At 61.3% G+C, this 19273-nt stretch carries 28 protein-coding genes; 1 reads left to right on the plus strand and 27 read right to left on the minus strand.

The window, feature by feature from the left end; translation table 11 throughout:
- Nucleotides 1–13: 13 nt before the first annotated feature.
- From rplQ to QRX40_RS01650, 7 genes are all read right to left on the minus strand, one after another.
- Nucleotides 14–658, minus strand: coding sequence for a 50S ribosomal protein L17 (gene rplQ / locus QRX40_RS01620; RefSeq protein ID WP_144085055.1), 645 nt, complete (start codon nt 656–658; stop codon nt 14–16).
- Nucleotides 659–784: 126 nt separating this feature from the next.
- Nucleotides 785–1780 carry a DNA-directed RNA polymerase subunit alpha gene (locus tag QRX40_RS01625; protein ID WP_015022327.1) on the minus strand — a complete coding sequence of 332 codons (996 nt, stop codon included), beginning with the start codon at nt 1778–1780 and terminating at the stop codon, nt 785–787.
- Between the two features lie 75 nt (nt 1781–1855).
- Complete coding sequence (rpsK, locus tag QRX40_RS01630) at nt 1856–2254, minus strand: 30S ribosomal protein S11 (protein ID WP_015022328.1); 399 nt, start codon at nt 2252–2254, stop codon at nt 1856–1858.
- Between the two features lie 80 nt (nt 2255–2334).
- Nucleotides 2335–2712 (minus strand): 30S ribosomal protein S13, encoded by a 378-nt coding sequence (rpsM, locus tag QRX40_RS01635; RefSeq protein ID WP_015022329.1) that lies wholly within the window; start codon nt 2710–2712, stop codon nt 2335–2337.
- A 132-nt stretch (nt 2713–2844) separates the two neighbouring features.
- Entirely contained in the window at nt 2845–2958 is a 114-nt protein-coding gene (gene rpmJ / locus QRX40_RS01640) for a 50S ribosomal protein L36 (protein WP_015022330.1), read from the minus strand.
- 25 nt (nt 2959–2983) lie between these two features.
- On the minus strand, nt 2984–3202 hold the full coding sequence (infA, locus tag QRX40_RS01645) for a translation initiation factor IF-1 (RefSeq protein WP_015022331.1): 219 nt from the start codon (nt 3200–3202) through the stop codon (nt 2984–2986).
- Between the two features lie 184 nt (nt 3203–3386).
- The gene (locus QRX40_RS01650) at nt 3387–3848 is read right to left on the minus strand and encodes an Hsp20/alpha crystallin family protein (protein WP_029678055.1); all 462 of its coding nucleotides are present in this window, start codon (nt 3846–3848) and stop codon (nt 3387–3389) included.
- Between the two features lie 384 nt (nt 3849–4232).
- On the opposite strand from QRX40_RS01650, the gene gdhA reads away from it, so the two are divergent.
- Complete coding sequence (gdhA, locus tag QRX40_RS01655) at nt 4233–5579, plus strand: NADP-specific glutamate dehydrogenase (protein WP_045924809.1); 1347 nt, start codon at nt 4233–4235, stop codon at nt 5577–5579.
- A 447-nt stretch (nt 5580–6026) separates the two neighbouring features.
- Here gdhA and QRX40_RS01660 read toward each other — a convergent pair whose 3' ends face one another.
- The 20 genes from QRX40_RS01660 to rpsS form a co-directional block, all read right to left on the minus strand.
- Complete coding sequence (locus QRX40_RS01660; RefSeq protein WP_313835865.1) at nt 6027–8039, minus strand: ABC transporter ATP-binding protein; 2013 nt, start codon at nt 8037–8039, stop codon at nt 6027–6029.
- Entirely contained in the window at nt 8032–9837 is a 1806-nt protein-coding gene (locus QRX40_RS01665; protein ID WP_396184131.1) for an ABC transporter ATP-binding protein, read from the minus strand. Before QRX40_RS01665 ends, QRX40_RS01660 begins: the two co-directional genes overlap by 8 nt.
- Nucleotides 9838–10126: 289 nt before the next feature.
- Nucleotides 10127–10699: an adenylate kinase gene (locus QRX40_RS01670; protein ID WP_313835868.1), complete on the minus strand. Its 573-nt coding sequence runs from the start codon at nt 10697–10699 to the stop codon at nt 10127–10129.
- A 241-nt stretch (nt 10700–10940) separates the two neighbouring features.
- Nucleotides 10941–12269, minus strand: a complete 1329-nt coding sequence (gene secY, locus QRX40_RS01675) for a preprotein translocase subunit SecY (protein ID WP_024626782.1) — start codon at nt 12267–12269, stop codon at nt 10941–10943.
- Nucleotides 12270–12454: 185 nt separating this feature from the next.
- Complete coding sequence (gene rplO, locus QRX40_RS01680; protein ID WP_313835869.1) at nt 12455–12919, minus strand: 50S ribosomal protein L15; 465 nt, start codon at nt 12917–12919, stop codon at nt 12455–12457.
- 2 nt (nt 12920–12921) lie between these two features.
- Entirely contained in the window at nt 12922–13107 is a 186-nt protein-coding gene (gene rpmD / locus QRX40_RS01685; RefSeq protein WP_015022341.1) for a 50S ribosomal protein L30, read from the minus strand.
- Complete coding sequence (gene rpsE / locus QRX40_RS01690; protein ID WP_045924815.1) at nt 13107–13868, minus strand: 30S ribosomal protein S5; 762 nt, start codon at nt 13866–13868, stop codon at nt 13107–13109. Before rpsE ends, rpmD begins: the two co-directional genes overlap by 1 nt.
- A complete protein-coding gene (gene rplR, locus QRX40_RS01695) occupies nt 13865–14236 on the minus strand; it encodes a 50S ribosomal protein L18 (protein ID WP_015022343.1) in 372 nt (123 codons plus the stop codon). Before rplR ends, rpsE begins: the two co-directional genes overlap by 4 nt.
- Before the next feature lies 1 nt (nt 14237).
- Nucleotides 14238–14777, minus strand: coding sequence for a 50S ribosomal protein L6 (gene rplF / locus QRX40_RS01700; RefSeq protein ID WP_313835872.1), 540 nt, complete (start codon nt 14775–14777; stop codon nt 14238–14240).
- A gap of 16 nt (nt 14778–14793) precedes the next feature.
- Nucleotides 14794–15192 carry a 30S ribosomal protein S8 gene (gene rpsH / locus QRX40_RS01705; RefSeq protein ID WP_024626787.1) on the minus strand — a complete coding sequence of 133 codons (399 nt, stop codon included), beginning with the start codon at nt 15190–15192 and terminating at the stop codon, nt 14794–14796.
- A gap of 80 nt (nt 15193–15272) precedes the next feature.
- Nucleotides 15273–15458, minus strand: coding sequence for a type Z 30S ribosomal protein S14 (locus tag QRX40_RS01710; RefSeq protein WP_015022346.1), 186 nt, complete (start codon nt 15456–15458; stop codon nt 15273–15275).
- Between the two features lies 1 nt (nt 15459).
- Nucleotides 15460–16032, minus strand: a complete 573-nt coding sequence (gene rplE / locus QRX40_RS01715; protein WP_024626788.1) for a 50S ribosomal protein L5 — start codon at nt 16030–16032, stop codon at nt 15460–15462.
- Complete coding sequence (gene rplX / locus QRX40_RS01720) at nt 16029–16364, minus strand: 50S ribosomal protein L24 (protein ID WP_015022348.1); 336 nt, start codon at nt 16362–16364, stop codon at nt 16029–16031. Before rplX ends, rplE begins: the two co-directional genes overlap by 4 nt.
- A gap of 1 nt (nt 16365) precedes the next feature.
- Nucleotides 16366–16734 carry a 50S ribosomal protein L14 gene (gene rplN, locus QRX40_RS01725; protein WP_015022349.1) on the minus strand — a complete coding sequence of 123 codons (369 nt, stop codon included), beginning with the start codon at nt 16732–16734 and terminating at the stop codon, nt 16366–16368.
- 79 nt (nt 16735–16813) lie between these two features.
- Complete coding sequence (gene rpsQ / locus QRX40_RS01730; protein ID WP_015022350.1) at nt 16814–17080, minus strand: 30S ribosomal protein S17; 267 nt, start codon at nt 17078–17080, stop codon at nt 16814–16816.
- Between the two features lie 2 nt (nt 17081–17082).
- On the minus strand, nt 17083–17346 hold the full coding sequence (gene rpmC, locus QRX40_RS01735; protein WP_015022351.1) for a 50S ribosomal protein L29: 264 nt from the start codon (nt 17344–17346) through the stop codon (nt 17083–17085).
- Nucleotides 17346–17765, minus strand: coding sequence for a 50S ribosomal protein L16 (gene rplP / locus QRX40_RS01740; protein WP_015022352.1), 420 nt, complete (start codon nt 17763–17765; stop codon nt 17346–17348). Before rplP ends, rpmC begins: the two co-directional genes overlap by 1 nt.
- 3 nt (nt 17766–17768) lie before the next feature.
- Entirely contained in the window at nt 17769–18614 is an 846-nt protein-coding gene (gene rpsC, locus QRX40_RS01745; protein ID WP_313835877.1) for a 30S ribosomal protein S3, read from the minus strand.
- Nucleotides 18614–18973, minus strand: a complete 360-nt coding sequence (rplV, locus tag QRX40_RS01750) for a 50S ribosomal protein L22 (RefSeq protein ID WP_045924817.1) — start codon at nt 18971–18973, stop codon at nt 18614–18616. The genes rpsC and rplV overlap by 1 nt, the downstream gene beginning before the upstream one ends.
- A gap of 21 nt (nt 18974–18994) precedes the next feature.
- A complete protein-coding gene (gene rpsS / locus QRX40_RS01755; RefSeq protein WP_015022355.1) occupies nt 18995–19273 on the minus strand; it encodes a 30S ribosomal protein S19 in 279 nt (92 codons plus the stop codon).

The raw sequence follows: 19273 nt of genomic DNA on the forward strand, positions 1-19273 counted from the left end.
ATGCAATAACCGATTACTCGGCAGTCTTCTCGGCATCCTCAGCCACGTCGGCATCTTCCTCAGCCTGGGCTTCGGCCTGATCCGCCTTGTCAGCGGTCTGTTCCAGATCCTCGGCGGCCTGGTCGGCCTGGGACACGTCCTGATCGGACTCGTTGGCCTCGACGGCCTGGTCGACGGCATCCTTGGCAGCGCCTTCGGCGACGGCGGCGTCAGTGGCCGCAGCCACCTCGGCATTGTCGTCCTTGGCGGCCACCTTGGCTGCGGACTCAGCCTCCTTGACGACGGCCTTCTTGGCCGACAGGGGCTCGGTGACCAGCTCGATCACGGCCTGGGGGGAGTTGTCTCCGCGGCGGGGCGCGATCTTGGTGATGCGGGTGTAGCCGCCCTCACGCTGCTGCATCTGCTCGGCGATCTGCGTGAACAGGATGTGGACCACTGACTTGTCGCGGATGACGCGCATGACACGACGGCGGGCAGGCAGATCCCCACGCTTGGCGAAGGTGATCAGCCGCTCGGCCAGCGGACGCAGGCGCTTGGCCTTGGGCAGAGTGGTCGTGATACGGCCGTTGGCAAAGAGGCTGGTGGCCATGTTGGCCAGCATCAGCCGCTCGTGCGCCGGGCTGGAGGCCAGACGTGGGCCCTTGCTAGGTTTTGGCATTGGATTATCTCCTTACGGCCCGGGAGGACAGGTGGGCATACGCCCGAACATCCGACTTCCCGGAATTGCTGTCAGCAGGCGACGGAACCCTTCCCCCTCGCCTGCTCATACGAAGGCTGCTGCACTTCACTCGTCGTCAGGCGAGAAGAAGGTGCCTCCCTCGAGATTATTGGTGTCGAAGCCCAGCGGGGAGGCCTTCAGCGACAGCCCCATGCCCTCAAGCTTCTCCTTGACCTCGTCGATGGACTTCATGCCGAAGTTGCGGATGTCAAGCAGATCCTGCTCGGTATGCGAGACCAGCTCGCCGATGGTATGGATTCCCTCGCGCTTGAGGCAGTTGTAGGAACGCTGCGTCAGGTTCAGGTCCTCAATCGGCACGGACATCTGCGGATCCGCCTCTTCCACCACCGGCTCGGGTCCGACTTCCACACCCTCAGCCTGAGTGTTGAGCTCGCGGCAGAGGCCGAAGAGCTCGACCAGGGTCGACCCAGCGGAGGCCACCGCATCACGCGGCGAGATGGCAGGCTTGGTCTCCACGTCCAGGATCAGCTTGTCGAAATCCGTGCGCTGCTCGACACGGGTGGCCTCGACCTTGTAGCTGACCTTGAGCACGGGAGAGTAGATGGAATCGACCGGGATGCGCCCGATCTCATCGTTGTCCTGCTTGTTGAGCTGGGCCTGGACGTATCCACGCCCACGCTCCACCGTGAACTCGATCTCCAGCTCGCCATCCTCGGCCAGGGTCGCGATATGCAGATCAGGATTGGCCACGGTGACGCCGGCCGGCGGGGTGATGTCCCCGGCGGTGGCCTCGCCCTTGCCGCTCTTGCGCAAATACATGACCACAGGCTCGTCGTACTCGCTGGTCAGCACGATGCCCTTGATGTTGAGCAGGATCTCAGTGACGTCCTCCTCCACACCAGGCAGCGTGGTGAACTCGTGCAGGGCACCCGAGATGCGGACCGAGGTCACAGCCGCTCCCGGTATGGAGCTCAGCAGGGTACGACGCAGGGAGTTGCCCAGGGTGTACCCGAATCCGGGCTCCAGCGGCTCGATGGTGAAACGGGAGCGCTGGGCATTGACGACTTCTTCAGTAAGAGTCGGACGCTGTGCAATAAGCACTGTTGCTATCCTTTCAGCTCCGACCGGTGGTGCACTCACCGGTCTTCGCGGGTGGATTCATGGGTTTTTTAGTGCTCAGACGCGACGGCGCTTGGGAGGACGAACGCCATTGTGTGCCTGTGGGGTCACATCAGAGATGGAACCGACCTCCAGGCCTGCGGACTGCAGGGAGCGGATGGCGGTCTCGCGGCCCGAACCCGGGCCCTTGACGAAGACATCCACCTTCTTGACCCCATGCTCCATGGCCTTGCGGGCTGCGGATTCGGCGGCCATGCCCGCTGCGTAAGGGGTGGACTTGCGGGAGCCCTTGAAGCCTACGTCGCCGCCTGAAGCCCAGGCCACTACAGCACCGGAAGGATCGGTGATGGAGATGATGGTGTTGTTGAATGTTGACTTGATATGCGCCTGCCCGACCGGAACCGACTTGCGATCCCGACGACGAGGCTTGCGCGCGGCCTGCTTTGCTGCTGCCATTGATCCTCGTTTCCTTGTCACGAATAACTGATTGCTAGTGCGAATCACCGGGGACCCTCATCCCCGCTTCGCATTCGGCCTTACTTGGTCGCCTTCTTCTTTCCGGCGACGGTGCGCTTGGGCCCCTTGCGGGTGCGGGCGTTGGTCTTGGTCCGCTGGCCACGCACGGGCAGGCCCCTGCGGTGGCGCTGGCCCTGATAGCAATTGATCTGGATCTTACGGCGAATATCGGCGTCGATCTCACGACGCAGATCACCCTCGATCTTGTAGTTGCCTTCGAGGTAATCACGCAGCGTAATGAGCTGCTCGTCCGTGAGATCCTTGACGCGGGTGTCCGGATTCACTCCGGTCGCGGCAAGTGTTTCCTTGGCGCGAGTACGCCCCACACCGAAGATGTAGGTGAGGGCTATCTCTATGCGCTTCTCGTTGGGGATGTCGACTCCGGCAAGACGTGCCATTGCGATTCCTTTTTGTTCTACGCAGGTCGTGCACCGAGTCTTCCGGTCTCCCGGCCCGGGCCTGCGCACCCGGGGTTCAGCCTGTCGGCTGTGACTCAGCGCCTTTGGTGTTCGTTGCCGCTGGGAATCCGCTCAGCCCTGGCGCTGCTTGTGGCGTGGGTTTTTGCAGATCACCATGACGCGGCCGTGACGACGAATCACGCGGCAGTTCTCGCAGATTCTCTTCACACTAGGGCTGACCTTCATGGTTTTCCTTTGCTTGTGTACCTTGTTACTTATAACGGTACGTAATCCGTCCGCGGTTCAGATCGTAGGGACTCATTTCGAGCACCACCCGATCCTGGGGCAGAATGCGGATGTAGTTCTTGCGCATTTTGCCGGAAATGGTGGCCAGCACCAGGTGCTTGTTCTCGAGCTCGACGCGGAACATCGCATTGGGGAGGGCCTCGACCACACGCCCTTCCACCTCGATCACACCATCTTTTGCCATAAGCCTTCTATCCGATCCTCGGCCGGTTACACAGCGCGCCGAAAGACACGCCAAATGGTAAGTATAGCATTGATGGGCCCAAAATTGGGCAATAGCGTGTTGACACGACAAAAGGGCCGTCTGAACGGCTGTCGCTCAATCAGTATAGCAGTCATTCAGACGGTCCGATAAGGACCCGAATCCCTCAGTCCTCGATGGCGATGTTCTGTGTGTTGTCAGCCGGTTCGATGCTGGTCTTGGGCAGGGTCACCTCCAGGGTGCCGTTGGCATAGTGGGCATGAATGTCCTCCTGACGGACCTTGTCGCCTACATAGAAGCTGCGGGAGCAGGACCCGGTGTAGCGCTCACGCCGAATCCACCGGCCCTGGTCATCCTTGTCGCCCTGGTCACCGTTCTTCTGGGCGGAGACGATCAGGTAGCCGTCCTCCAGACGCAGGCCGATGTCTTTCTTGTCGAAGCCGGGCATGTCGATGGAGAGCTGATACTGCCCGTCCTTCTCGCGCACATCCGTGTTCATCAAGGGGCTGTTCAGCGCGTTCTTGGCGCCCTGGCCCTGCCGACGCCCGTCACGCCAGTTGTTGAAGAAGGGATCGTCGAAGAAGTCGCCGAAGATCGAATTGTTCATCAATGCGGGAAACATAGCCATAATCGCATCTCCTGATTCTCAAAGTCAATAGTTTCTGCGGACCGGAACCCCGGGTGGACATCCTGACCTGTCCTCCTGGGCTCCCTGCCCTTCACTTAGTCCAAACCGCGGGAGCCAGGTTCCATACCCGATGTTCACCCAAGGAATAAAAGTTGAGTCTATGAGACTCAACTTTCGTCATCAGCCTTGTCTGCCCTCCCTTGTTCTCTCATTCTGCGGGCCTTGAATGACCACATGTCAGACATTACGGGCCAGAATTCTTGTGACGTAACTTTGGGGCATTTACCATAGGATAAGATTCCGCCAGCCCCCGCAGGCTCTTGAGGGCGGACCCAATCGCATGTGGACCGGACGGACCGGCCATTCCTAGTCAAAGGAGCTCAGATGCTCACCAACGAATACATTAAGCGCGTATACCAGCAGGTTGAGAAGCGCGACGGCGACCAGCCGGAATTCCTGCAGGCTGTTCGTGAAGTTTTCTCCAGCCTGGAACCCGTGGTGGAACGGCATCCAGAGTATGAGGCCAACGGCGTGCTGGAACGTCTGGTCGAGCCCGAGCGTGCAGTCAAGTTCCGTGTGGCCTGGACCGATGACCAAGGCCATGTGCAGGTCAACCGCGGCTACCGGATCCAATTCAATTCGGCCATCGGCCCCTACAAGGGCGGCCTTCGCTTCCACCCGACCGTGACCGAGTCGGTCATCAAGTTCCTGGGTTTCGAGCAGATTCTGAAGAATTCGCTGACCGGGCTGCCGATGGGCGGCGCCAAGGGAGGATCCGACTTCGACCCCAAAGGCCGCTCGGATGCCGAGGTCATGCGCTTCTGCCAGGCCTTCATGACTGAGCTGCAGCGCCACATCGGCCAGTTCACCGACGTGCCCGCCGGCGACATCAACGTGGGATCCCGCGAGATCGGCTACCTGTTCGGCCAGTACAAGAGAATGCGCGACGAGTACTCGGGCGTGCTGACCGGCAAGGACCTGACCTTCGGCGGCTCCCTGGCCAGGACCGAGGCCACGGGTTACGGCCTGTGCTACTACACCCAGGAGGCCCTGCAGACGCTGCGCAAGGATTCCTTCCAGGGCAAGACCGTCGTCATCTCCGGTTCGGGCAACGTGGCCATCTTCGCCACCGAAAAGGCCCAGCAACTGGGCGCCAAGGTGGTAACGGCATCCGACTCCAACGGATACGTCTACGATCCCAAGGGGATTGACCTGGATGTCGTCAAGGACATCAAGCTGGGTCACCGCGGCCGAATTCGCGAGTATGCGGACCGTGTGGACTCCGCTGAGTACCACGAGGGCTGCAAGGGCGTCTGGACTGTGCCCTGCGACATCGCCCTTCCCTGCGCCACGCAGAACGAAATCGACGAGGAATCAGCAAAGACCCTGGTCGCCAACGGATGCACCGTGGTATGCGAAGGCGCCAACATGCCCTCCACCCCCGAGGCCATCCAGGTCTACCAGGATAACAAGGTGCTCTACGGACCCGCCAAGGCCGCCAATGCCGGCGGCGTGGCCGTCTCCGGCCTGGAGATGAGCCAGAACTCCCTGCGCCTGCAGTGGACCTTCGACGAGGTGGATCAGCGGCTCAAGGATATTATGACGGGGATCTTCCAGAAGTCCTACCAGGCCTCCAAGGAATACGGGCATGAGGGCGACCTGATGCTGGGCGCCAACGTGGCCGGCTTCACCAAGGTGGCCGATGCCATGGTCGCCCAGGGCATCCTCTGAAATCGAATCTGACTCCTATTCATATAGGCCTGGCCTGCTGAATTTGCGGGTCAGGCCCTTCTTTTAATGGCATACCAATAGCTCAGATGGGGAATGAACCCGCCAGGCTCCAGTGAAAGCAATCCTGACCATATCTTCCTCCCAGTAAGAATCCCCTTGTGGCCCAATTCGCCAGACAGCCAAGTGCTGCTCGCCGAAGTCCGGCAGCCGGTAGTAGCAGGCATCGGATGCGCCCACTCCCCATGTGCCTAGTGCACCAGTACTTGGGAAAAGTCTTGCCATATGAGGTTTGAGCCAGATGAAACCAGTTTGGTTGCAGGCGAAGTTCCAGTCATCAGCTACACGTAGGGGCGGGGCATCAGTCACGTGCCGCCCCACAGGTTTTGTTCATTGCCGAATCAAAAACTACCGATACCTTCTCCCAACGTTTGGCAATTCCGGAGAGCCCTACTCCAGTTCCAGGGCGCCGGTGTAGAGCTGGTAGTATTCGCCGTGTCTGGTCATCAGCTCATCGTGATTGCCGCGCTCGATGATCCGCCCGTGGTCCAGGACCATGATCACATCGGAGTTGCGAACCGTGGAGAGCCTATGGGCGATCACGAAGACCGTCCGGCCGCGCATCAATGCGTCCATGCCCTGCTGGACCACCTCCTCGGTGCGGGTGTCGATTGAGGAAGTGGCTTCGTCCAGGATCATGGCCGGAGGATCGGCCACCGCCGCCCTGGCAATCGAGATCAGCTGTCGCTGACCCTGGGACAGTCCGCTTCCATCCCCCTCAAGAACGGTCTGGTAGCCCTGGGGAAGCATGCGGATGAAGCTGTCGGCGTTGGTCATCCTGGCAGCCTCGATGCACTCCTCGTCCGTGGCATCCAGGCGCCCGTAGCGGATGTTGTCCAGGACGGTGCCTGTGAAGAGGTTGACATCCTGAAGGACGATGCCCAGGGAGCGGCGGAGGTCAGGCTTGCGGATATTCCTCACATCGATCCCGTCATAGAGGATCTGGCCTTGTTGGATGTCATAGAAGCGGTTGATCAGGTTGGTGATCGTGGTCTTGCCGGCACCAGTGGCACCGACCAGCGCCACCTTCTGCCCGGGCTTGGCGAACCAGGTGATGTCGTGCAGGACAGGCTTGCCCGGGTCGTATCCGAAGCTGACGTCGGTGAATCGCACATCCCCCTGGAGGAGGGTGTATCGCCCATCCGGGGAGGTGATGGCCTGATCCTTGACCTTCAGGGCCACATCACGGGCATCGCCGGGAAGCTTCATGGCGGCCTCCAGCGAGCGCCTGCCGTCGTCATCCGCCTCGCGCTTCCAGGCCCAGTGCCCTGTCTCATGGTCGACTGGGGTCATGGTCCGGCCGTCCGAGGCCAGTTCGACGCTGACCAATCTGACCGTGCCCTGGTCGGACTCGACGGGCTGGTCCATCAGGTCGAAGATTCGGGAGGCGCCTGCCAGGGCCATCATGACCATGTTGAACTGCATGGAGACCTGGCCGATGGGGTTGATGAAGGAGCGGGAGAGGGTCAGAAGGGAGACGATGGTTCCCAGGGTCAGCGGCCCAGCCCCGGTCAGTCCTACATTGCCCATGCCCGCGATGCCGGCCAGACCGCCCACGATGGCCAGGATGACATAGAGCAGGTAGCCCATGTTGCCCACGACCGGCATGGTGACGTTGCCGTAGGTATTGGCCTGGGCCGAGGCCTGGAAGAGCTCCTCGTTCCTCTCCTCGAAGACCTTGGCGGTGGCATCCTCATGGTTGAAGACCTTGATGACCTTCTGCCCGTTGACGGCCTCTTCCACAAAGGCGTTCACCTGGCCCAGATAGCGCTGCTGGTGAACGAAGTACCGGCCGCTTCGGGTGACCAGAACCCGGACCACCACAATAAGGACCGCCGCGAAGACCAGGGTCAGGACGGTGAAGGGGATGGAGAGCCAGAGCATGGAGATCAGGGCTGCCAGGGCGGACAGGACCGAGGAGACCATCTGCGGGAAGGACTGGGAGATGGCCTGACGGAGGGTATCCGTGTCGTTGGTGTAGCGGCTCATGGTGTCGCCATGCTCATGGGTGTCGAAGAAGCCGATGGGCAGCTCCTGCTGGTGGGCGAACATCTGATCGCGGATGGTCTTCAGGGTGCCCTGCTCCACCTTGACGATCAGCCAGTTCCAGAACCAGGAGCAGAAGGTCCCCACTGCATAGAGGCAGCCCATCAGGATCAGGGTCCTCATCAGCGGTCCCCAGTCAGGGTCGGCGGCCCCGACCAGCGGCAGGATGTAGTGGTCGATCAGCGGCTGGAGGAAGAAGGCCGATGCCGCCTGGGCCCCGGCGCTGATGATGATGCAGACCACGATCACCGCCAGCTGCCAGCGGTAGGCAAGCAGGTAGCTCAGGATGCGACGGGTCGTTCCCGGCGCGGCCTTGTCCAGGCGGGGCTTGCGGTCCTTGAATGATCCGTCACTCATGGTCCTTGTCCTCCTCGCTCTGGTTTCTGGTCTGTGATTCATAGATGGATCGGTACTCCTGACATGTTCGCAGGAGTTCCTGGTGGGTGCCCTTGTCGAGAATCCTGCCCTCCTCCAGGACCACGATCATGTCAGCGTCCTCCACAGAGGCCAGACGCTGGGAGATGATGATCTTGGTGGTGTCAGGGATTTCCTGGCTGAAGGCGCGGCGGATCAGCTGGTCGGTTTTGGTGTCCACAGCGCTGGTCGAGTCGTCCAGAATCAGAATGTCGGGCTTCTTCAGCAGGGCCCGCGCTATGCACAGACGCTGTCGCTGGCCGCCAGAAAGGTTGGTGCCGCCCTCGTCCAGATAGGTCTGATAGCCATCAGGAAACTCCCGCACGAAATCGTCGGCCTGGGCCAGGGTGCAGGCGCGCACCAGATCTTCGTCCGTGGCTTGAGGATTGCCCCAGCGCAGGTTCTCGGCGATGGTCCCGGTGAACAGGACATTCTTCTGGAGCACCATGGCCACCTGGTCGCGCAGGACGGTCAGGTCGTACTGGCGCACGTCCACGCCGCCCACCTGGAGGGACCCCTCGGTCACGTCGTAGAGACGGGGGATGAGCTGGACCAGGCTGGACTTGGAGGAGCCGGTCCCGCCCACGATGCCCAGGGTGGAGCCCGAGGGAACCTGCAGATTGATGTGGCTCAGAACGGGACGTTCGGACCGCTCCGAGTAGCGGAAGGTCACATCCTGGAAGCTGATGGAGCCGTCGGCCACCTTCATGACCGGCTTGGCGGGATCATGCACGGTGCTGACCTCGTTGAGCACCTGGCAGATGCGCTCGGCCGAGGCCTGGGAGATGACGACCATGACCACGATCATGGAGACCATGTTCATGGCCATCATGATCTGGATGGCATAGGTGACCAGGGCGGTCAGATCTCCTGTGGTAAGCCCCAGGGCGGCATTGTTCCCGGATGCCACAATCTGGGAGGCACCCATCCAGGATATGACCAGCAGAGAGGCGTAAATACAGAAGTTCAGCAATGCCGGGTTCAGGCTCATAATCCGCTCAGCCTTGCAGAAGGCCCGGTAGATGGCCGAGGAAATACCGTTGAATTTGCGCTCCTCGTAGTCTTCACGGTTGTAGGACTTGACCACTCTGATGCCCTGAAGGTTCTCGTCCACCACGTTGTTGAGGTGGTCGTAGGTGTGGAAGACCCGCTCGAAGATGGGATGAACCAGCAGGGACAGACCAATCAGACCGAAGCCCAGGATGGGGATGGCGACCAGGAAGACCAGGGATATGGGCCTGGAAATCCTATAGGAAAAGAGCCAGGCCACAATGACCATGATCGGCGCCCTGACCCCCACTCTGATAACCATCTGATAGGCATTCTGCAGGTTGGTCACATCGGTGGTCAGCCTGGTGATGATGGACCCGGTTGAGAAGCGGTCGATGTTGGTGAAGCTGAAGGACTGCACCTTGGCGAACAGATCGCTGCGGACATTCTTGGCCAGGCCGGAAGAGGCGATGGCCGCATACCGTCCGGACATGAATCCGGAGAACAGGGAGACGGCCGAGCAGGCCAGCAGGATCAGCCCGAATTTGAAGATGGCCGGCATGGACCTCCCCGAGACCCCTTGGTCAATCAGGGAGGCCATGATGGTCGGGATCACAATCTCAAGGACGCTCTCCAAAAAGACGAAGGCCGGAGCCAGAAAACTGGCCTTCCGGTATTCGCGCAGGGAGCGCAGAATGGTTCGGATGGTGTGCTTTGGACGCGCTGGTTCCTGCTTATCCGATCTGACCACGGATACCGTAGACCCCTTCAAGTGGACCTCTTCTGTTTCTGTACCGATTGCTCTATCTTTTACGGCCGATCACCGACATGCAATATCCCTCGCAAGAGGGCCTGAATGCACCAAGGCTATCATCCTGTTCGCCAGAGTTGGGCGGACTCGTGGGTTTTCCGCCCTGCACAAAAAGAAGCTGTCACGCCCCTTGGGGTCATGCAGCTTCTATGCTCCAGGTCGTCTTATCAGCGAGTCTTGCCGGCGACCGGCCTCTCGACTGACAAGCTATGAATTGACAAGCTATGAATCAGCGCTTGTCCAGCTGAGCGACAATCTCCTTGGATATCTGGTCGATCTCACCCTGGCCGTCCACTGCGACCAGAAGGCCACGGGACTTATAGGTATTCAGCAGGGGGGCAGTCTCCTTGGCATAGATATCCAGCCGCTTGGCTATGGCCTCGGGGGTATCGTCTGCTCGCCCCTCCTCCTTGGCCCGCTTGGCGATGCGCTGCATGAGCACCTCATGGTCGGCGTCCAGGGCCACCACAGCCGTCAGCGGAGTGCCCAGCTCCTTGAGCATCTTGTCCAGCGCCTCGACCTGGGATGCCGAACGGGGGTAGCCGTCCAGAATCCAGCCCTGGGCCGCATCATCCATGCCCAAGCGGTCCTTGACAATCTTGTTGGTCAGCTCGTCTGGAACCAGCTCGCCCTTGTCGGTGTAGGACTTGGCCTGCTTACCCAGCTCGGTTCCGTTCTTTAGGTTGTAGCGGAAAATGTCACCAGTGGATATGGCCGGAATCCCGTAATGCTTGCTGAGCAAGGCCGCCTGCGTGCCCTTGCCTACACCTTGAGGTCCCATGATCAACAGTCGCTGTGCCATTCCCTGTCCTTTGCTTGATGTTCTTGGTCTGCAGTCCCAGGCGGACCAAACCGCGCAGGACCCTCTTTAACGTATGCTAGCGGCTGCCCGGTCCAAGAGCAGGTTCCGCTCCCAAACTCACACGAACGGTCTTCCTGGCACAGGCCTGACACACAAATGGTCCGGCTCCATGCCAACAAGTGACAGGGCCGGACCTTAATCTGTTTGGACTGATACCACCAGCAGATGTTTGACCGAAGGGTCAGCCCTCCTTGTGGTCGCCCTCCAGCAGGAAGCCGGTGTACTGGAACTGCTCGGTCTGCGCCCTGGCCTGGCGCAGGGTGTCCAGGCCGACGCCGGCGATGATCAGTATGGTTGTACCGCCGAAGGGCAGCTTGGAGTTGATCTTCAGCAGCATGATCAGCACCGTGGGAATCAGGGCCACAAAGAGCAGGTAGATGGCTCCGACCGTGTTCAGCCGGTTCATTACATATGACAGGTACCGGCTGGTGGCCCGTCCGGCCCTGATGCCCGGGATGAAGCCGCCGTACTCCTTCATGTTGTCGGCAGTCTCGTCAGGGTTGAAAGTGATTGAAGTGTAGAAGAAGCAGAAGAAGACGATCATGACCGAGTAGAGCACGATGTACCAGACCGAGGTCGTATTGGCCATGTTGGCGTTGATCCACTTGACCCAGTTCTGATCGGACTTGCCGAACTGGGCGATAAGGGTGGGAATAGCCAGAATGGAGGAGGCGAAGATGGGGGGAATCACGCCTGACATATTGATCTTGAGCGGCAGATAGGTGGAGGATCCGCCGTACATCTTGCGGCCGATCATTCTTCTGGTGTACTGGACGGGGATGCGGCGCTGTGCCAGCTCTACGTAGTCGACCAGAATCAGGATGACCACCAGAACAGTCACCACAATGCCGAATTTGACCCAGTCGCCGTTCTTGCCGTTGGTTCCCCAACCGATGTTCCAGAGCTGGGGCAGGAAGCCGGAGCAGATGGAGATGAAGATCAGGACGGACATGCCGTTGCCGATGCCCTTGTCGGTGATCAACTCGGCCATCCACATGATCAGACCGGTGCCGCCGGTCATGATCAGGACCATGACCACCAGATTCCAAACGGAGCTGTCGGGAATGACCTGCTGCTGGCAGGCCCCGTTGAAAAGCGCACCGTTGCGGGCTGTGACCAGAATGGTCGTGGACTGCAGCACGGCCAGGCCGATGGTCAGATACCTGGTGTATTCGGTCAGCTTGGCCTCGCCCGACTGACCCTCCTTGTGCAGAGCCTCGAAGCGGGGAATGACCACGCGCAGCAGCTGCACCACGATGGATGCGGTGATGTAGGGCATGATGCCCAGTGCGAAGATGGACAGCTGCAGCAGAGCTCCGCCCGAGAACAGGTTTACCAGACCGATGAAGTCCTCATTGCCGGCCGTGGTGATGCACTTCTGCACGGAAGGATAATCCACGCCTGGGGTAGGTATGAACGACCCAATGCGATAGATGATGATGATGCCAAGAACGAAGAAGATTTTCTTCCTCAGCTCCTTGGTCTTGAAGGCCTGGATTAACGTCCTCACCTAAGTTCCCTCCCTACGCGACCGCGCGTTGGTCTCGGTGCATCGCACCTTCTTGCTCCGACCAGCTTAACCGATGGTTTCGTCAAATCATGATGGCAACCGGGTCGGAAACGAATTCCGGCCCCCGCCCGCTTGGAGCGGGGAGGGCCGGAATCATCTGCCTTGCGGTCTGTCCCCTGCGAATATCAGTTCTCGGAGACGGACCCGCCTGCGGCTTCTATCTTGCTTCTGGCCGAGGCCGAGGCCTTGACGCCCTTGAGGGTGAAAGCGGCCTTGACGTCGCCGTCACCCAGGACCTTGACAGGGCGGCCCTTGCGAACGGCTCCCTTGTTGACCAGATCCTCAACGGTGACCTCGCCTCCCTTGGGGAAGAGTCCTTCCAGGGCACCCAGGTTGACTACCTGGTACTCCTTCTTGAAGGGGCTCCTGAACCCGCGCAGCTTGGGCAGCCTCATGTACAGCGGCAGCTGGCCGCCTTCAAAGCCCGGGCGGACCTGGTAGCGGGCCTTGGTGCCCTTGCTGCCACGACCGGAGGTCTTGCCCTTGGACCCCTCGCCGCGACCCACACGAATGCGGTCGCGCTTGGCGCCCGGAGCAGGACGCAGGTCATGCATCTGCAGGATGGTGGGCTCTTGCTTGTCGCTGGCCATAATCAGTCTGCCTCCTCTACGTTCACCAGGTGGCGGACCTTGTCGGCCATCCCCCGGTAGACGGGGGTGTCCTCACGCAGGACCGACTGGCCGATCTTGTGAAGGCCCAGAGACCTGACGTTCTCCTTCTGGCGGTCGGTGGCGTGAGCCACGCCCTTGACCAGGGTGATCTTGATCTGCTTGGTCATCACTCACCTGCCTTCGACTGCTCGTCAGCCTTGGCCTTGGCCTCTTCGCGTTCCTTGCGCTCGTCGGCGATGCCGGCGGCACGTGCGCGCAGGAGGGAGTCGGGGGCGACCTCCTCCAGAGGCAGACCGCGGCGTGCCGCGATCTCCTCGGGCTCCTCCAGCTGCTTCAGGGCAGCCACAGTGGCCCGCACCATGTTGACGGCCGTGGCCGATCCCATGGACTTGCTCAGGATGTCGGTGATGCCGGCGCACTCCAGGACGGCGCGGACCGGACCACCGGCGATAACGCCGGTTCCGGGGGCCGCAGGCCGCAGGAGGACAGTGCCGGCCGCATCGTGGCCGATCACCGGGTGGGTGACGGTACCGCGGATGCGGGGAACAGTGAACATGTGCTTCTTAGCGTCCAGCTGACCCTTGGAGATGGCTGCCGGAACCTCGCGGGACTTGCCGTAGCCAACGCCCACAGTGCCCTTGCCGTCGCCCACGACCACCAGAGCCGCGAAGCTGAAGGTTCGGCCGCCCTTGTGGACCTTGGACACACGGTTGATGGTCACGACCCTGTCGAGCATGTCGTCACGGTCGTCGCGGTCGCGACGGCCACGACGACCATCCCTGCGGCCGTCACGGGAACCGCCACGACGACCACCGCGGCGATCATCGTTCCGGTCGTTCCGGTCTCTTCTGCCACCCTGGCTGGACTGAGCATTTGTGGAATCTTCAGTCACCTGGGTTGTTTCCTTTGTCGTTTCGTTGTCGCTCACAGTGCCAAACCTCCCTCACGGGCGCCTTCCGCAACCGCTGCGACCCTTCCGTGGTACTTGTTGCCACCACGGTCGAAGACCACGGTGGTGATGCCGGCCTTCTTGGCCTTGGCCGCGATCTGCTCGCCCACCTTGCGGGCAGCCTCGGTCTTGGTGCCCTTGAAGGAGCCGTAGTCCGAAGCCATGGTCGACTCGCTGACCAGGGTGACGCCCCTGGTGTCGTCGACGATCTGGGCGATCATGTTGCGGTTGGTACGTGTGACCACCAGACGGGGACGCTCTGCCGTGCCGGAGACGTGCTTGCGCAGACGGGCATGGCGGCGCAGACGGGCGATCTTCTTGCCTTTGCCTAGTATCGAGACCGTCATATCACTTACCAGCCTTTCCAGCCTTGCGCAGGATGTGCTCGTCGGCGTACTTGATGCCCTTGCCCTTGTAAGGCTCGGGTGCACGCAGGGCGCGGATGTTTGCCGCAGCCTGGCCGACAGCCTGCTTGTCGATGCCGGAGACGACCACTTCGTTGGCGTTCGGCGTCTCGAAGGTGATGCCCTCCGGGGGGTCGACAGTGATGGTGTGCGAGTAGCCCAGCGAGAACTCCAGGGACTTGCCCTTGGCGACCACGCGGTAGCCGGTGCCGACGATCTGCAGGTGCTTGCTGTAGCCCTTGGAGACGCCCTCGACCATGGATGCCACAATGGAGCGGCTCAGTCCGTGCTTGGCCTTGGTGGTGCGGTCCTCGTCGGCGGGGGTCATGATGATCTGATTGCCCTCGACCTTGCCGGTGATGCCCTCGGGCAGCGTGTACCCGTCGGAGCCCTTGGGGCCCTTGGCGGTGAATTCCTGGCCCTTGAAGGCCACCTCCACACCTGCCGGAACGGCGATGGGGAGCTTGCCAATATGCGATGCCATGTTCAGCTCTCCTTTCTCACCATACGTAGGCGACGATTTCGCCGCCGATGCCCCTGTCGAGGCATTCCTTCTGGGTCATCAGTCCCGAGCTGGTCGAGATGATGGCGATTCCCAGACCGCCCAGGGGCATGGGCAGGGAATCCGACTTGGCGTAGCGGCGCAGACCGGGCTTGGAGACGCGCTTGATGCCCTGAATGGACTGACGTCCATCGGGACCGTACTTGAGCGTGATCTCCAGATCCTGCCCGACGCGCGCTTCCTTGGCTCGGTAATCGGCGATGAAGCCTTCGCGCTTGAGGATCTGCGCGATGTTCGCCTTGAACTTGGAGTACGGCATGTCGACTGTCTCATGCTTGGCCGCACTCGCATTACGCAGACGTGTCAGCATGTCTGCGATGGGATCTGTCATTGTCATGTGGGCTTATGCCCTTCCTCGCCGTGGTTTCCGCCGCCGGGCAGCAAACTGCCGCGACCGCGGACCTTCAGCGTCGATCTTTACCAACTGGACTTCGTCACACCCGGCAGCTCGCCGCGATGGGCCTTCTCGCGAAGGCAGATGCGGCACAGGCCGAACTTGCGATAGACGGAATGGGGACGACCGCAGACCTGGCAGCGCGTGTAGCCACGCACCTTGAACTTCGGCTTGCGTGCCGCCTTGTTTCTCAGAGCGGTTTTTGCCATATCAGTTCTCCTTGAAGGGGAAGCCCAGCTGCTTGAGCAGCGCCCGGGCCTCCTGATCGTTCTTGGTGGAGGTCACCACGGTGATATCCATACCACGCTGGTGATCGATCTGATCAGGATCGATCTCGTGGAACATGGACTGCTCCGTGAGACCGAAGTTGTAGTTGCCCTGGCCGTCGAACTGACGGTCGCTGATGCCGCGGAAGTCGCGGATGCGGGGCAGAGCCAGGGTCAGCAGACGATCCAGGAACTCCCACATGCGCACGCCGCGCAGGGTGGCGAAGGCGCCAATGGCCTGTCCCTCGCGCAGGTGGAACTGCGCCACGGACTTCTTGGCCTTGGTGATCTTGGGCTTCTGGCCGGTGATGGCCGTCAGGTCCTTGACCGCACCCTCGATCAGCTTGGAGTCGCGTGCCGCGGCCCCCACGCCCATGGAGACCACGACCTTTTCGATCCTGGGCACCTGCATGGGGTTGGAGAACTTGAACTCCTTCTCCAGCTCGGGCACGATGCTCTCGCGGTACTGCTGCAGCAAACGAGGGACTGCCGGTGCTTCAACGGTGGTATCGCTCATGACAGCTCCTTGCCTGACTTCTTGGCGAAGCGGGTGCGCACGACCTTGACCTTGCCGTCACGCGCCTCCTCCTTGATGTTTACGCCGATGCGAGTCGGCTTCTTGGTCTCCGGATCGATGACCATCACGTTTGAGCGATGGATGGGCGCCTCGGTCGGGACGATGCCCGACTCCTGACCCTGCTGGGTGGCGCGCACATGCTTCTTGACGATCTGAATACCCTCGACGATCAGACGGTCATTGGGCAGAATCCGCAGAACCTTGCCCTCCTTGCCGCGATCCTTGCCGCGGATGACCTTGACCTGGTCGCCTGTCTTGATCTTGGCTACCACTTCAGATCACCTCCGGTGCCAGGGACACGATCTTCATGAAGCGCTTGTCGCGCAGCTCACGACCGACCGGTCCGAAGATACGAGTGCCGCGGGGCTCACGGCCGGTGCCGAGGATGACCGCCGCGTTCTCGTCGAACTTGATGTAGGAGCCGTCATGACGACGATGCTCCTTGACCGTGCGGACGACGACCGCCTTGACGACCTCGCCCTTCTTGACCGACCCGCCGGGAATGGCATCCTTGACGGTGGCGACGATCACATCGCCAATGCCGGCATAGCGTCGCTTCGACCCGCCGAGCACGCGGATGGCCAGGATCTCCTTGGCACCCGTGTTGTCGGCGACCTGAAGCCGCGATTCCTGCTGAATCATTGATTCTCCTTAGCCGCGCTGGTTCTCCGCAGACACCCCGCACCAGGGCGGGATGAAATGCGGAGCCTGGCCGAACTTGTTACTTGGCGCGCTCGACGATGGAGTCGAGACGCCAGCGCTTGGTCTTGCTCAGAGGACGGGTCTCCATGATACTCACGAAGTCGCCCACATGGGCCTCGTTCTTCTCATCATGGGCCTTGACCTTGCGGTTGCTGCGGACGACCTTGCCGTACAGGGGGTGGGTCGAACGCTGCTCCAGCTCTACGGTGATGGTCTTGTCCATCTTGTCGGACACGACGTAGCCGCTGCGAACCTTGCGGAAGTTGCGCTCCTGCTTGTCAGCCATGCTTACTTCTCCTCAGCTTTGCTCTCGGCCTTTGCTTCGGCGGGCTCCTGGCTGATGCCCAGCTCGCGCTCACGCAGGACGGTGTACATCCTGGCGATGTCGTGCTTGACGGCCTTGAGGCGGGAGGTGTTCTCCAGCTGACCGGTGGCCGACTGGAAGCGCAGGTTGAACAGCTCTTCCTTGGACTTCTTCAGGAAATCCTCGATCTCCGCATTGGTCTTTTCATTCAGATTCTTGATGGAATACTCGGCTGTTCCGACTGACATCAGATGTCACCGCCTTCACGTGCAATAATCCGGCACTTCATGGGAAGCTTGTCAGTAGCGCGGCGAAGGGCCTCGCGGGCCACATCCTCGCTCACGCCGCCGATCTCGAAGAGCACCCGGCCGGGACGGACGTTGGCCACCCAGAACTCGGGCGCACCCTTGCCGGAGCCCATTCGGGATCCCAGAGCGTGCTTGGTCAGGGGGCGATCCGGGAAGACCGTGATCCAGACGCGGCCACCACGCTTGATGTACCGTGTCATGGCGATACGGGCCGCCTCGATCTGCCGGTTGGTCAGGTAGGCCGGAGCCAGGGCCTGGATGCCGTAATCGCCGAAAGCGATCTCGTTGCCGCCCTTGGACATGCCCGAACGACCCGGACGATGCTGCTTGCGGTATTTAGTCCTCTTTGGGATAAGCACGGCTCACTCCTTTGCTTCGGTTGCGACGGGGGCCGAGGCGGTCTGCTCCTGAGCCGCCGCCGGCGGCGCGGATACACCGCTGTTCTGCTTGGCTGCATCCTGCTCGCGGCGGGTGCGTCCCTCGGAGGGACGCACGCCACGACGGGGACGACGATCGCCACGCCGACCGGGGCGGTTGTTCTGCTGAGCCTGCTGCTCCTCGAACTGACGCTCGGTCATGTCGCCCTTGTAGATCCAGACCTTGACGCCGATGCGGCCATAGGTGGTCCTGGCCTCGAAGAAGCCGTAATCAATCAGGGCGCGGAGCGTCTGCAGGGGCACACGACCCTCGCGGTAGAACTCCGAACGGCTCATCTCGGCTCCGCCCAGGCGGCCGGACAGCTTGATCCTGATGCCCTTGGCGCCGGCCCGCATGGCATCCTGCTGAGCCTTGCGCATGGCCCGGCGGAAGGTGACGCGGTTGGTCAGCTGCTCGGCGATGCCCTGAGCAACAAGCTGGGCATCTATGGAGGCGTTCTTGACCTCGAAGATGTTCAGCTGGACCTGCTTGCCGGTGATCTTCTCCAGCTTGGCGCGCACGCGCTCGGCCTCGGCGCCGCGACGGCCGATGACGATGCCCGGCCGGGCAGTGTGGATGTCGACGCGCACGCGGTCGCGGGTCCGCTCGATGACGATCTTGGAGACGCCTGCGCGTTCCAGATCCTTGTTCATCTCCTTGCGGATCTTGTCGTCCTCAAGAACGAAGTCGCTGTAACGCTCCCCCGCCTTGTTGGAGTCGGAGTACCACTTGCTGCGGTGCTCCTCGGTGATGCCGAGTCGGTACCCAAACGGGTTGATCTTCTGCCCCATTATCGGGCTCCTTCCTTGTCGGCCACCACGACGGTGATGTGGCTGGTCCGCTTGTTGATGCGGGCCGCACGACCTTGGGCGCGGGCGCGGAACCGCCTCAGGGTGGTGCCCTCGTCCACGTAGGTCTCACGAACCATCAGCTCGTTCTCGCGGAAGGGCTGGTTGGCCTTGTCCGCCTTGACACGCGCGTTGGCGATGGCGCTCTCCAGGCACTTGCGGACCGGAACGGCCGCATCCTGGGGGGCGAACTTCAGAATGGTCACGGCCTCGGTCGCCTGCTTGCCTCGGATGAGGTCGACGACGCGGCGAGCCTTGCGAGGCGTCACGCGAACGTGACGTGCAATTGCCTTAGCTTCCATGTGTCTCTACTCTCCCTCGCCTCAGCGGCGTGCTTTCTTGTCGTCCTTCACGTGACCCCTGAAGGTCCTGGTGGGGGCGAATTCGCCGAGCTTGTGGCCGACCATGGCCTCGGTGACGAAGACCGGGACATGCTTGCGGCCATCGTGCACAGCGAAGGTGTGCCCGATGAAGTCCGGGGTGATCATGGAACGACGGGACCAGGTCTTGATGACGTTCTTGGTGCCCTTCTCGTTCTGCTCGTCGACTTTCTTCTGCAAGTGGGCGTCGACGAATGGGCCCTTCTTGATGCTACGAGTCAT

The sequence above is a fragment of the Bifidobacterium sp. H6bp9 genome, from assembly GCF_032193695.1.
Taxonomy (GTDB): domain Bacteria; phylum Actinomycetota; class Actinomycetes; order Actinomycetales; family Bifidobacteriaceae; genus Bombiscardovia; species Bombiscardovia kimbladii.